Origin of the sequence: Roseomonas sp. E05, from assembly GCF_030063475.1 — a bacterium.
GTDB lineage: Bacteria > Pseudomonadota > Alphaproteobacteria > Acetobacterales > Acetobacteraceae > Pseudoroseomonas.
In genome coordinates this window covers 66445-79640 of sequence record NZ_JASIRT010000007.1, presented here as the reverse complement: position 1 = coordinate 79640, position 13196 = coordinate 66445, and the positions used below count along the sequence as shown (strand labels likewise).

Below are 13196 nucleotides of genomic sequence, written 5' to 3'. Positions count from 1 at the left end.
CATGGCGGGGCGCCCGGCCGGCCCTGCCGCATGGTGACCCGAGCATGACCAATCCCAACACCTTCGAAGGCCGCCCCGAGAAGCTGGCCCGGTGGGATGCGCGCTATATCGGCCTGGCGCACCACATCGGCCAGTGGTCGAAGGACCCGCGCGCCAAGGTGGGCGCGGTGCTGGTGAACCAGGGCCAGGCGCGCATCGTCGCCACCGGCTTCAACGGCTTCCCCTCCAATGTGGAGGACAGCGCCGAGCGGCTGGAGAACAAGGCGCGCAAGCTGCAGATGATCCTGCACGCCGAGCAGAACGCGCTGCTCCATGCCGGGCATGACGCGCGGGGCTGCGACGCCTATGTGGTCGGCAAGCCGGTCTGCAACGTCTGCGCCACGCTGCTGATCCAGTCCGGCGTGCGGCGGGTGGTGGCGGCCGCCCCGCGGGAGGGAACCGCCTCCTACTGGGATGGCGTGGGGCTGCTCGCCATCGAGATGCTGCGCGAGGCGAATGTGGAGTTCACGCCGATCACCGAGGCACAGATGCAGGTGCTGGGGCTGGATGCGGTGGAGGCGCGGCGCTCGCTCGACCCCTTCGCCGAGCACCAGGCGGAGTTCGACTTCGGCGCCCCGCCGGGCGAGGGGCGGCGCTGAGCCGGCGGCCTCAGCCCTGGCTCTGGTCGAAGTGGAAGTCCGGGCGCTGCTTCAGCGTCTCGGCATTGCTGCCGGGCAGCACCCAGCGCTCGCTGTGCTGCAATTCCTGGAAGGGGATGGCCACCAGCCGCTCCCCGAAACCGAGCAGGCCCCCGGTCGCGAGGATGACGGTCAGTCCGCCCTCGCGGGTGAAGAGCAGGTCCTTCACCGTGCCGAGGCTGTTGTTCTCCGAACTGTAGATATCGGCGCCCACCAGGCTGCTGGCGCGCCAGCGCAGGCGGTCGGCCGAGGCGGTGGGGGCGGCCGGCAGGGGCGGGCCGGGCTGGCGCAGGGCCTCGGGCGTCACGCTGGCCTCCGGGCGGTCGCGCTGCTGCGCCAGAGCGGGGCCGGCCAGCAGGGCCAGGGCGGCGAGGCAGGGAAGTGTGCGGCGCGGGGTCATGGCGCGGGGCCTCTCTGCGAACGATGGCCGCGGAGCGGCCGGGTCGGAACGGCGAAGCCCGCGGCCGGTGCCGCGGGCCCCTGCCAGGGTCTGGTGCCGTCTCAGCCGTTGCTGTTGTCGGCGTACTTGAACTCGGGCCGGTTCTTCAGGCTGTCCTGGTCGGCGCCCGGCAGCATCCAGTGCTCGCCATGCTGCAACTCGCTGTAGGGCACCGAGACCAGCTTGTCGCCGATGCCGAGGAAGCCGCCGACCGAGATCACCGCCTGCATGCCGCCGCTGTTGCCGACCAGCAGGTCGTCGATCTCGCCGATCTTCTTGTTGTCGTTGCCATAGACCTCGGCGCCGATCAGCTTGCTGGCGCGCCAGGGCTTCGAGGAGGTGCTGGTGCTGGTGCTGTCGATGCTGCCCGCGCCGGTGCCCATGCGGCCGGGCTGGCCCATGGTGCCCGCGCCGCCGGTGGTGGAATTGCCGCTGGAGGAGGTGCCGCCGGTCATCGGCGTGGTGGTGCTCGGCGGCGTGCTGTTCGCCCCGGTGGTGGGCTGCCCGCTCTGCGCCCAGGCGGGCGCGGCGGCGAGCAGGGCCAGGGCGGCGAGGGTCGGGGCGATGCGACGTGTGGTCATGGCTGGCGACCTTTCTTGGAGGGCCCGGCCGGGGGCGCGGGCATCTCTTGGGGGGCTCGGCGCGATGGCGCGAGCGTCGCAAGAACAGCTGAGAGGGGCGGGAGGTTTCCGGGGCCGCATGTGCCGCGGGGTGGGTTTTGCGGCGCCGGCGCGCTATATCCCCGCCACCCCCCGAGAAAAATGGCGTTTGGAGTGATGATGTCGGAGCAGCTTGTGGAGACCGCGGCCAGCCAGACGGCCGCTGAGGCCGGCCGGCGGCGCACCTTCGCCATCATCGCCCACCCGGACGCCGGCAAGACGACGCTGACGGAGCAGCTGCTGCTGCTTGGCGGCGCCATCCAGATCGCCGGCGCGGTGCGCGCCAAGGGCGAGCGGCGGCGCACCCGCTCGGACTGGATGAAGATCGAGCAGGACCGCGGCATTTCCGTCGCCACCTCGGTGATGACCTTTGAGTATGCCGGGCAGATCTTCAACCTGCTGGATACGCCGGGCCACGAGGACTTCTCGGAGGACACCTACCGCACCCTCTCGGCGGTGGACGCGGCCGTCATGGTGATCGACGCCGCCAAGGGCATCGAGGCGCAGACGCGCAAGCTCTTCGAGGTCTGCCGCCTGCGGGACATCCCCATCGTCACCTTCATCAACAAGATGGACCGCGAGGCGCGCGAGCCGCTGGAGCTGCTCGACGAGATCGAGAAGACCCTGGCGCTGGACGTGACGCCGGCCACCTGGCCGATCGGCTCCGGGCAGCAGTTCGCCGGCGTCTATGACCGGGAGCACACCACCCTTCGCCTGTTGCGCGAGGGCGGCGAGCAGGACGTGGCGCTTTCCGGCCCGGAGGACGGGCGGATCGGAACGCTGCTGCCGCACGGCCAGGGCGACGTGCTGCGGGAGGGGATCGAGCTGGCCTCGGTCTATCCCGATTTCGACCTCGCCTCTTTCCGCGAAGGCCACCTGACGCCGGTCTATTTCGGCTCGGCGCTGCGCGGCTTCGGTGTGAAGCACCTGCTGGACGGGCTGGCGCGATTCGCGCCCCCGCCCTCGGCGCGCAGCGCGGATGCCCGCCTGGTGGAGCCGGATGAGGAGAAGCTGACCGGCTTCGTCTTCAAGATCCAGGCCAACACCGACCTGCAGCACCGCGACCGCGTGGCCTTCCTGCGTGTCTGCTCCGGGCGGCTGCGCAAGGGTGCCCGGCTGAAGCAGGTGCGCACGGGCAAGAGCATCCCGGTCAATGCGCCGCTGTTCTTTTTCGCCAAGGAGCGGCAGGTGGCGGAGGAGGCCTGGCCGGGCGACGTGGTGGGCATCGCCAACCACGGCGTGCTGCGCATCGGCGACACGCTGACCGATGGCGAGGAGCTGAACTTCCAGGGCGTGCCGAGCTTCGCGCCCGAGATCCTGCGCCGCATCCGGCTCGACGATCCGATGCTGGCCAAAAAGCTGCGCAAGGCGCTGGACCAGCTGGCCGATGAGGGCGTGGTGCAGGTGTTCCGTCCCCTGGACGGCTCGCAGCCCGTGGTGGGCGTGGTCGGCCAGCTCCAGCTCGACGTGCTGAGCAGCCGCATCCAGGCGGAATACGGCGTGCAGATCAGCTTCGAGCCGACCTCCTGGTCCACCATGCGCTGGGTCGCCGCCGAGGACCGGGCGGCGCTGGACCGCTTCCTGCGCACGGCGCCGAGCCAGATGGCGGAGGACCACGACAACCAGCCGGTGGCCTTCTTCACCTCCGACTGGGGGCGGCGCCGGTCTGAGGAGGAGTGGCCGCAGCTCCGTTTCCTGGCGCTGCGGGAGCAGCACGCCGTCGCGGCGACCTGAGGCGCCGCGCCACCGGACGACAGTCCTGGCGGCCTGAGGCCGCCGGTGCCCGCCGCGCTACCAGGCGTAGAGCCGCAGCGGCTCCTGGTCCGGTGCCGCACCGGGCTTCTGCAGCACGAAGAGGTTGTAGGAGGCCAGATCGCGGATGCCGAGGCCGAAGCGCAGGACGTCATAGGCATAGGAGCAGAGCCACAGCGGCAGGAAGAAATCCGCGTAGGAGCTGCTGTAGTAGCCGGGCGCGTGATAGACGACATCGAAGCCGGTCCGCTTCGCCATGGCGGAATAGGCCGAATAGTGCGTCCGGTCGTAATGCGCGGTGAAGCCGAGCACATCGGCATCGTCGCGCATCGCCAGGCCGATCAGGGACTTGGCGGCCTTGCGGGGCAGCAGGCGATTGGCGATGGCGAAGGGCGCGTAGCGGCCGGGGAACTGCGCCACCAGGAAGCCGCCGGGACGCAGCGTGTCATAAGCGTGGCGCAGGAAGGCCTCGTTGTCCCGGAAATGCTCGATGCCGGAGGAGACCATGACGAGATCCACCGAGCCGGACGGCACGGGAATGCTTTCCGTCACGTCACAGGTGATCTTCTCGTCGAGGTCGGGATTCTCCGTCATCTCCTCGGGGTCGATGTCCAGCCCGATGAGGTGGATGCCGTACCAGCGCTTGTAGTAGCTCGGGAACTGCCAGGACTTCCCGGCGCCGCAATCGATGACGCGCGTGACGTCGGGGTGCGAGAGCAGCAGGCCCCCGATCTTGCGGTACATGCCGAAGACATTGGCCTCATGGACATGGCCCGGCGTCAGGCGGCGCGAGGAGCGGCGGTTGAGGTCCAGCAGGGCATGCACGAGCGTCCCCGCGGCGCTCCGGCCGCTGAGGGCGGGCTGCATCGGGGCCGGGAGGGCGGGCGGGGACGCATCCGGGTGTGGGGCCAGGGTCAGGTCGGTGTTGCTCATGCTCATCCTCCTGTTCCGGCCCCTGCGCTACCAGCTCGCCAGGCGTCGGAGTTGTGGGGTCTTCTTGCGCTGATGCTCGCCCATGCGCCGCAGCAGGCGGTCCAGCTCGCCAATGGCCTCGAACAGATGCGGGCCCTTGTTCAGCATCACGCATTCGGCGCGGGCGGCCATGGCGGCGTCGGTCATCTCGCCGCGCAGCGGGGTGCCTTTGCGGATCAGGTGCTCCAGCACCTGGGTGGCCCAGATCACCGGCACATGCGCGGCCTCGCCGATCCACAGGATTTCCTCCTGCATCTCGGCCATCCGCGCGAAGCCGATCTCCACCGCCAGGTCGCCGCGCGCGATCATGATGGCGGTGGGCTGGCGCCCGGCCGCCTGCACGACGATGCCAGGCAGGGCGTGCACCGCCCGCACCGTCTCGATCTTCAGGATCAGCGACAGCGCGCGCCAGTCCTGCGGCCGGCGCGCCGCCAGCTCCTCCTGCAGCAGCTCCACATCCGCCGCCGACTGCACGAAGGAATAGCCGATGCCATCGGCATGCTGCGCGACGAAGTCGAGGTCGGCGCGGTCCTTCGCGGTGAGCGCGGCGCAGTGCAGGTCGGTATCGGGGAAATTGAGGCCCCGCTCGGGCTTCAGCTTCGCGCCTTCCTCCGGCACGGCGGTGACCCGCGCCAGCAGCCCCCAGGGCAGGACGCGCTCGATCCGCGCGCCAATCTTGCCGTCATCCACGAACAGGCGCTGGCCTTCCTGGACCATGCCGAACAACTCGGTCAGCGTGCATTCGGCCACGAAGCCTGGCTCGGGCAGTTCCGCAAGGCCGAGGCCGCCGGGCGGGACGATGGCCAGCAAGGCGCCCATGCCGATCCGCTTCTGCCCCTCCGGAAGCTGCACGGCGCCGGTGCGGATCTTCGGGCCCGCCAGGTCCATCAGGATGCGCAGGCGCCGGCCCGTCGCCTCCTGGGCTGCGCGGGCATGCCCGATCATGCGGGCCCAGACCGTCGCGTCGTCATGCGCGCAGTTGATGCGCACCGCCTCCACCCCGCATTCGGCGAGGCGGCGCATGAAGGCCGGGTCGTTCGCCGCCTCGGAGGGGCAGGTGACGAGCAAGCCGATGGGCCGGTTCGGCGTCGCCGGCCCCAGCACCGCTGCGGTGTTCCGGGCCAGCCGCCGCTCGCCGGCGAAAAAGGCCTGCATGGTCGGGCGGCCGGGGGCGGGCAGGCCGGCAAGGGTCGCCAGTGTGGCGCGCACCGCCTCCAGCGCCGGCAGCACGCGGCTTTCCAGCCGTCCGAGGGAGGACAGGCCAAGCGCCATCAGCGGCCGCTGCAGCGGCCGCAGGTCACGGTGCCGCAGTGCCAGGTAGTGGCTCAGATTGATGGCGCTGGCGAGAAACTCGGGCCGCTCGATGCAGCCGCTCCAGGCTTTGGCGATGTCTGCGCCTTCGTCACGCAGCGCGGCGATCAGCGCCTCGACCTCGCCATGCAAGGCGGCGGGCATCGGGGCAAGGCCCGCGATTTCGGGAAGCGCGTCCAGATCCATGCCGGCGATGTTAGAGGAAGCCGGAAGCAAAGCGGACTGATCTGGCGCAGTGGTTGCCGGCTCAGAAGAAGTAATCCCGAGGGCGCGCAGCGCCCGTCAGGCCGCGCTGCCTGCAGGACCATCCAGCGGCAGGGCGAAGTCGCAGGCGAGGCCCCCAGCCTCCCAGGCGAGCGCGACGGAGCCGCCGATCTGGCGGCGGATCGTGGTTTCGAGCACGCGCGAGCCGAAGCCGCGCCGGCCCGGCGGCCCGGCCAGGGCAGGGCCGCCCGCCTCCTCCCAGCGCAGCCGCAGCGTGCGGTTCTCCGGGCCTTCCAGCCCCCAGGAGACGCAGACCCGCCCAGTGACGGCACAAAGCGCGCCGTGCTTCATCGCATTGGTTGCCAGCTCGTGCACCGCCATGCTCAGCGGCTGCGCTAGGCGCGCCGTCAGCGCCACCGGAGGGCCATCCAGGCGCACACGGGGCTCGCCGCAGGGGGGACGGGCCCCGTCGCCGGGGAGGAAAGGCTCCAGCTCGGCCTGCAGCAGCGCGCGGAGATCGGTGCCCGACCAGCGTTCCGCCGCCAGCAGGCTTTGCACCCGCGCCAGCGCCGCCACGCGGCCCTCCACCGCAGCCACGTAGCTCTCCACCGAGTCGGCACGCGTCATGCGCAGCGTCGCCTGCACGACGGTGAGCGTGTTCTTGGCGCGGTGATCCATCTCCCGCGCCATCAGCGCCTGCTGCTCCTCCGCCCGCTTCCGCTCCTCGATGTTGCACAGATAGACGGAGAGACCGCCCGCCGCCGTCGGGTGGATGCTCATCTCGGCCCAGTGGTTGTAGGCGATGGAGAGCGTCTCGACGCGCGCCGGCCTGCGCTCGTGCATCACGCGGCGGAGGCTAGGCTCCGCGCGCCCGCCGATCATCTGCGGGAAGACCTCCCAGAGCGTCCGGCCGAGCAGCTCGCCACGGTGCTTGCCCCAGCGTTCCTCGGCCTGACGGTTGACGTAGGTGAAGCGCCAGTCCCGGTCCACGGCGTAGAAGGCCTCCGGCAGGCTCTCCAGGACTTCCGTGGTGTGGTCGTGCGCAGTCCGCAGGGCGGATTTGGCCCGCACCTCCTCCTCCACCCGCCGCTCCAGCTCGGTGCGTGCGGCTTCCGCCTCCCGCAGGGCGCAGCCCATCTGGTAACCCGCGGCGGCGAAACGGGAGAGCGCGCTGAGCAGTCGCGCATCCTCGCCGTCGAAGTGCCGCTCCGGGCGATGCGCTATCGCCCAGACCGTGCCGCGCAGGACACCCTGCACCGGGAAGGGAGCCAGCAGGTTCTCGAAGATGGGCGGCTCGCAGCGCGCCAGCGCGGGGAAGCAGCGGTGCGGCTGGTCGAACAGCAGGATGGCCTCACGGCGGATGACGAGGCCGCAGGGGCTTGCCTCACGCGGCATGGAGCCGCCGGCATTGCGCGCGAAGGGCCCGGCCATGGCAGGCCATCCGAAGGCGGAGCCGTCGGCGCTGAGGATACTGACCCCGGCCGAATCCGCCCCGCACAGCTCCATGACCAGCTCGCTGAGCGTCCTGAGCACGGTTCCCGGGCTGGAGGCTATCTCCTGCGCCAGGATGCCGAGTGCGCGGTTCTCCGCCTGGTGATCGGGCGCGCGGGCGGTCCGGCGCCCCAGCTCGTGGGTGATCAGTGCGGCTTCGAGGGGGTCAGGCTCCGTTGCCAGCCCTGAGGCGCGCGCGACGGAGCCGTTCCGGGACTGCCGCGTGGCGGCTTCGGTTCGTTCCGGGGCGGGCAGGGGAGGGGGCATGTCCTTGCCAGGCATTTCCGCAGTGTATTGTGGTGGAGCGGTCAGTAACGCCAAATGGCATCCAGCAGCCACGTATATACAAGCGATGCGCGAAAAAATCGGGAAATTTTTGTCTTCTGGTTGCAAAATTCTCCGGATTTGGCGCTGGTATGTGCATTTTCTGCCGACAGGACAAGCAACAGGGCCGCCAAAGTTTTGTTTTGCGCGGAGGGGCGGGCAGGAGCGCTGCCGCCTCGCCTCAGACGCTGGCGAGCAGGCCGGCGAAGAGCCGCGCGCGCGGCACCAGACTCGACACCAGCAGATGCTCCTGCAGGGTGTGGATCCCCGCTCCCTGCACGCCCAGCCCGTCCAGCGTGGGGATGCCCATCGCGCCGGTGAAGTTGCCGTCCGAGCCGCCGCCCGCGCTGGCATGCGGGAGCGGCAGCCCGAGCTTTGCCGCCAGCCCCTGCGCCGTCCGGTAGAGCGCCATGGTGTTGGCATCCGGCTCCCAGACCGGACGGGTGACGCCGCGCGTCACTTCCAGCGCCACCTCGCCATTGCCGTCGGCGAGGGCAAGCATCCGCTCCACCGCATGGTCCAGGTCGGCCTGCCGCTTGGCCATGGTCAGCGCCTCGGCGTCGCAATGGGTGGCGACGCAGTTCACCCACTGCCCGCCCCGCACGACGCCCACCGAAAAGGTGGCGGATTCGGTCGTCATCGCTTCGATCGCCATCACCTGCCGGCACATCTCGCGAATGGCGCTGCGCCCCTCGGCGAGGGCGGCGCCGGCATGGCTGGGGCGGCCGGTGGTGCGCAGCTTGAAGCGCGCGATGGCGTAGCGGCCGGTCACCACGCCGCCGTCCGGCCGGGCCGGCTCGGGCACCAGCACGATCTCGTGCCGGCCGGCCTCGGCCTCGATCAGATCGCGCGTCGAGGGGCTGCCCATCTCCTCGTCGCTGGTCAGCAGGAAGGTGACGGGGCGGCGCAGCGCGATGCCCGCCTGGATGATGGCCGCCATCGCCTGCATGGCGATGTAGGTGCCGCCCTTCATGTCGCAGATGCCGGGGCCGAAGCAGCGCTCGCCCTCAGGCCGGAAGGGCAGGGCGCCGAGCGTGCCCACCGGATGCACAGTGTCCAGATGCGCCAGGACCAGGATGCCGCCCTCGGCCTCGCCGTCCAGGTGCGGGAAGCGGGCGCGCACGCAGTCGCCGAAGCCCATGCGGCCAGGAATGCGCTCGATCCGCGCACCCAGCAGCGCTAGGTCCCGGCTGGCCAGCGACATCATGCGGTTGACCGCCGCGGCGTCGAAGGTGGGGCTCTCGCACTCCACCCAGGGGCGCAGCCCCTCCAGCAGCACCCGGGCGTCGAAGGGCAGATCCAGGGCGCGCTGCGCCTCGCGCTGATCCGGTGGAAGGATCTCGTTCTTCATGGTGACGCTCCCCTGGGCTGCCGGGCGCGCCGGCCCGCTGCATGATGTTGCGGCTAGCCTGCTGCCACGGCGCGGGATCGGCAAGGGGCCACGCGCGCAAGCGGGATGACGACAAGCCCGCAACCTCTGCTAGACCTTTGGACCGATGACCGAAGCGACCCCCCCGCGGCGCATCGCGCCGCAGACCGGCCCGCATCTCTGGAGCGGCGCCGCCCTTTCGCCGGCCGACTGGATGCTGCCGCTTGGCAGCGAGATCCGGGCCGAGATCGAGGCCGCCCCCGGCCTGCCGCTCCCGCGCCTCGACCCGCTGCTGGGGCAGATGGCGGAGCGGCTGGCGCATGGCCCGGGCTTCTGCCTGCTGCGCGGCCTGCCGCTGCCGGAAGAGCCGGCGGCGGTGCTGGGCCGGCTGGGCAGCCGCATCGGCCGCCCGGTGCACACCCCGCCCTCGGTGGGCCCGGTCTATACCGAGCCCTGCGATGCACTGCTGTTGCTCTGCCGCGAGGCGGGGGAGCTGATGCTGCATTCCGCCGCCGCCCTGCACAATCAGCTCCTGCGGTCCGACCGTGCGGCGCTGGAGGTCCTTTACCGCGCCCTGCCGACCGGGGCGGGGGAGGCCCTGCCGGTCTTCGCGGTGACGCAGGGCGTCTTCGCCGCCCGCTGCGACCGCACCGCGCTCGATCCTGGCGCGCTGGCCGCGCTGGAGGCGCTCGACGAGGTGGCCGCCGCGCCCGGGCTCGCTCTGCGCATGGTCCTGCACCCCGGCGACCTGCTCTGCGTGAACCCCTTCCTGGTCTGGGCCTCCTGCGCCCGCGGTCTCGCCACGCTGGCGCTGCTGACCGAGCCGTCCCGCCTTTCGGAGGGACCCTTCGCCGCCCTGCGCCCGGCGGAGCGCTGAGCGCCATGCATATCCTGGTCGCGAATGCCAACACCACGGAAGCGATCACCGCACTCTGCGCCGAGGCGGCCCGCGCCGCGGCCGCGCCCGGCACCACCATCATCCCCGCCACGCCGCGCTTCGGCCCGGCGGTGATCGCGACGCGGCTGGAGAACGCCATCGCCGGCCATGCGCTGCTGGAACTGCTGGCCGAACATGCCGGGCAGGTGGAGGCGGTGGTGCTGGCGGTCAGCCATGACACGGCCCTGGAAGCAGCGCGGCAGCTCATGCCCTGCCCGGTGGTCGGCATGACCGAGGCCGCCTGCCTGACCGCCTGCATGGTCGGTGCCCGCTTCGGCCTGGTGACGCTGGGCGGGGTGGAAACCTATCGCGAGCTGATCGGCCGTCACGGCCTGACCGCGCGGCTGGCCGGGCTGGAGGGGGTGGCGGCGACGCCGCAGGACGCGGTGCGCGATCCGGAGGCCGTCCAGGCGCTGGTGCTGGAGAGCATCGGCCGGCTGGTGGCGGGCGGCGCCGATGCGGTGGTCCTGGGCGGTGCCGCCCTGGCCGGCATGGCGGCGCGGCTGGCGGCGCCGGTGCCGCTGCTCGACGGCATCGCCTGCGCGGTGAAGCTGGCCGAGGCGCTGGTCGGGCTGGGGCTGGCGCGGCCGGCGGCCGGTACCCTGGCTCCGGCGCAGGGGCGGGCGAGCACGGGGTTGTCGCCGGCCCTGGCGCGCCGGCTGCGGGGGGACTGAATGTCCTGGAATGCGCTCGCCGGCCAGCCGGCCGGCTGCGGTCCTGTCCTGCTCTCCCTCCGGCTTGGCCTTGCAGGCTTACCGGCGCGCATCCCAGCGCAGGATGGAGCGCGACCGACGGCCCGGGCGCTCTCCGTCGCGGCGCATGGAGGGGGAATCGCTCCCCCTCCCGGCCCGGTCAGTCCAGCTTGGCGCCGGAGATGCGAACGACCTCCTGCCACTTGCCGTTCTCGACCTGCACGAAGCGGTCGAACTCGGCCGGGCCCAGCGGGCGCGGCTCGCTGCCGACCTCGCGCAGCCGGGCAATGACGTCCGGCTTCTTGAGGATGTCGAGGATGTGGTTCGAAACCCGTTCGACGATCGGGCGCGGGGTGCGGCCCGGCGCCTGCACGCCGAACCAGGCCTCGGCCTCGAAGCCCTCGATGCCGCTCTCGGCCACGCTGGGCACGTCCGGCAGGGCGAACCAGCGCTCCTTGCTGGTCACCGCCAGCGCCCGCAGGCGGCCTTCCTGGATGTGCGGCAGGTAGGGCGGGATGTTGTCCACGGCCAGGTCCAGCCGGCCGGCGAGCAGGTCCGGGATCACCGTGGCGCTGCCGCGATAGGGCACGTGGGAGATGTTGACCTTGGCGCGGGTCTTGAGCAACTCGGCGCACATATGGCCGGAGGTGCCGTTGCCGGGGGTGCCGTAGTTCAGCATGCCCGGCTCGGCCCGCGCCATGTCGAGCAGGTCCTTCAGCGTCTTCGCCTTGCTGTCCGCCGGCACGGTGATGACATTGGCCAGCGAGTTGGCCAGCGCCAGGTTGGTGAGGTCCTTCGCCGGGTCGTAGGGCAGCTTGGAGTAGAGATACTGGTTGATGCTGGCTGTGCCGATCGTGCACATCAGCAGCGTGTGGCCGTCGGGATCGGACTTCGCGGCGGCGTCGCAGCCCAGGATGCCGCCGGCGCCGGGGCGGTTGTCCACCACCACCGGCTGGCCCAGCAGCGGCGAGAGCTGCTCGGCGATGACGCGGGCGGTCACGTCGGTGGCGCCGCCGCCGGGGAAGGGCACGATGAAGCGGATGGGCCGGTTGGGGAAGGCAGGCTGCGCCCGCAGCAGAGCCGGGGCGGCGAGCAGGCCAGCGCCGGCGGCCAGCACGAGACGGCGGGAAGGAAGCAAGACCAAATCCTCTAAAGATGTGTCTTATAGAGGTGCGTAGACGCTGCCGTGCTGTGGTGCAACCCGGTGCGGTGCCCGGATCGAGACCGTTCTCTGGCGCTGCCGCCCCGCCCGGGCGGCAGCGCGGGAACCTCAGTCCACCTTGGCGCCGGAGCGGCGCACCACCTCCGCCCACTTCTTCACCTCGGACTGGACGAAGGCCTCGAAGGCCGCCGGGCTGGTGCCGCCATCGGGCGTCAGGCCGGGCTTCATGCCGCCGAGATCAGCGAGCTTCGCCCAGGTGTCCGGCTCCTTCACGATGGCGTCGATCTCGGCGCCCAGCTTCTCGACGATCGGCCGCGGCGTCTTGGCCGGGGCCTGCACGCCGAACCAGCCGGTTGCCTCCACGCCGGGGAAGCCGGCCTCGGCGGTGGTCGGCACGTCCGGCAAGGCGGGGCTGCGGGTGGCGGTGGTGACGGCCAGCGGGCGCAGCCGCCCGTCGCGGATATGGCCGATGGCGGAGGGCAGGTTGTCCACGCCCACCTCGACGCGGCCGGCCATGATCTCCGCCAGCATCGGGCCGGCGCCGCGGAAGGGGATGTGCGTCATCTGGATGCCGGCTTCCAGCTTCAGCAGCTCGCCGGTCATGTGCAGCGAGGTGCCGGCGCCGGAGGAGCCGTGGTTCAGCTCGCCCGGCTTCTGCTTCGCCAGCGCCACCAGCTCGGCCAGCGTCTTCACCGGCAGGGAGGGCGTGACGAAGATGACGTTCGGCACCTTGATGAGCAGGCCGACGGCGGTGAGGTCCTGCGGCTTGTAGGGTATCTCCTTGCCGTACAGCTCGTAGTTGATGGCACCGGAGGAGACCGTCTGCATCAGGATGGTGTAGCCGTCCGGGTCGGCCTTCGCGACGACATCGGAGCCGATATTGCCGCCGGCGCCCCCGCGGTTCTCGATGGGGAAAGGCTGGCCGAGGCGCTGCTGCAGCCGGGTGGCCAGGATGCGGGCGGCGATGTCGGTGGTGCCGGCGGGGGCGAAAGGCACGACGAAGCGCACGGGGCGGCTGGGCCAGTCCGCGGCGGCACCGGACTGGGCCAGGGCCGCGCCAGGGCGCAGCGCCGGGGCAAAAGGCAGAAGGGCAGCGGCGCCGAGCAGCGCACGACGATGCAGCAGGGTCATGGATCGTCTCCTTCCGGGCGGCGCGGATCGCGAATGCCCGCGCCTTTGCCGGATGACCTGTTCCTGCCGTATCCGG

12 protein-coding genes are annotated in these 13196 nt (G+C 71.4%); 4 read left to right on the top strand and 8 right to left on the bottom strand.

Annotation, left to right across the window (positions count from 1 at the left end; all coding sequences use genetic code 11):
* Nucleotides 1–44 precede the first annotated feature (44 nt).
* Entirely contained in the window at nt 45–638 is a 594-nt protein-coding gene (locus QMO56_RS09770) for a deaminase (RefSeq protein ID WP_283525298.1), read from the top strand.
* Nucleotides 639–648: 10 nt separating this feature from the next.
* Here QMO56_RS09770 and QMO56_RS09765 read toward each other — a convergent pair whose 3' ends face one another.
* Nucleotides 649–1077 carry a PRC-barrel domain-containing protein gene (locus QMO56_RS09765; RefSeq protein ID WP_283525296.1) on the bottom strand — a complete coding sequence of 143 codons (429 nt, stop codon included), beginning with the start codon at nt 1075–1077 and terminating at the stop codon, nt 649–651.
* Between the two features lie 101 nt (nt 1078–1178).
* On the bottom strand, nt 1179–1697 hold the full coding sequence (locus tag QMO56_RS09760; RefSeq protein WP_283525294.1) for a PRC-barrel domain-containing protein: 519 nt from the start codon (nt 1695–1697) through the stop codon (nt 1179–1181).
* 198 nt (nt 1698–1895) lie between these two features.
* On the opposite strand from QMO56_RS09760, the gene QMO56_RS09755 reads away from it, so the two are divergent.
* Nucleotides 1896–3509, top strand: a complete 1614-nt coding sequence (locus tag QMO56_RS09755) for a peptide chain release factor 3 (protein ID WP_283525293.1) — start codon at nt 1896–1898, stop codon at nt 3507–3509.
* Between the two features lie 57 nt (nt 3510–3566).
* Here the strand turns inward: QMO56_RS09755 and QMO56_RS09750 are convergent, their stop codons facing one another.
* The 4 genes from QMO56_RS09750 to QMO56_RS09735 all read right to left on the bottom strand — a co-directional run bounded on the left by QMO56_RS09750 (nt 3567) and on the right by QMO56_RS09735 (nt 9180).
* Nucleotides 3567–4460: a class I SAM-dependent methyltransferase gene (locus QMO56_RS09750; protein ID WP_283525291.1), complete on the bottom strand. Its 894-nt coding sequence runs from the start codon at nt 4458–4460 to the stop codon at nt 3567–3569.
* A gap of 27 nt (nt 4461–4487) precedes the next feature.
* Nucleotides 4488–5996 carry a pyruvate kinase gene (locus QMO56_RS09745; protein ID WP_283525289.1) on the bottom strand — a complete coding sequence of 503 codons (1509 nt, stop codon included), beginning with the start codon at nt 5994–5996 and terminating at the stop codon, nt 4488–4490.
* Between the two features lie 96 nt (nt 5997–6092).
* Nucleotides 6093–7772 carry an HWE histidine kinase domain-containing protein gene (locus QMO56_RS09740; protein WP_283525287.1) on the bottom strand — a complete coding sequence of 560 codons (1680 nt, stop codon included), beginning with the start codon at nt 7770–7772 and terminating at the stop codon, nt 6093–6095.
* 238 nt (nt 7773–8010) lie between these two features.
* On the bottom strand, nt 8011–9180 hold the full coding sequence (locus QMO56_RS09735) for a M20/M25/M40 family metallo-hydrolase (RefSeq protein ID WP_283525285.1): 1170 nt from the start codon (nt 9178–9180) through the stop codon (nt 8011–8013).
* A 145-nt stretch (nt 9181–9325) separates the two neighbouring features.
* Between QMO56_RS09735 and QMO56_RS09730 the strand changes: the two genes are divergently transcribed.
* Nucleotides 9326–10075 carry a hypothetical protein gene (locus QMO56_RS09730; RefSeq protein ID WP_283525284.1) on the top strand — a complete coding sequence of 250 codons (750 nt, stop codon included), beginning with the start codon at nt 9326–9328 and terminating at the stop codon, nt 10073–10075.
* A gap of 5 nt (nt 10076–10080) precedes the next feature.
* On the top strand, nt 10081–10809 hold the full coding sequence (locus QMO56_RS09725; protein ID WP_283525283.1) for an aspartate/glutamate racemase family protein: 729 nt from the start codon (nt 10081–10083) through the stop codon (nt 10807–10809).
* 178 nt (nt 10810–10987) lie between these two features.
* Here QMO56_RS09725 and QMO56_RS09720 read toward each other — a convergent pair whose 3' ends face one another.
* Nucleotides 10988–11965 (bottom strand): tripartite tricarboxylate transporter substrate binding protein, encoded by a 978-nt coding sequence (locus QMO56_RS09720; RefSeq protein ID WP_283525282.1) that lies wholly within the window; start codon nt 11963–11965, stop codon nt 10988–10990.
* Between the two features lie 132 nt (nt 11966–12097).
* Nucleotides 12098–13120, bottom strand: a complete 1023-nt coding sequence (locus QMO56_RS09715; RefSeq protein WP_283525281.1) for a tripartite tricarboxylate transporter substrate binding protein — start codon at nt 13118–13120, stop codon at nt 12098–12100.
* Nucleotides 13121–13196: the final 76 nt, after the last annotated feature.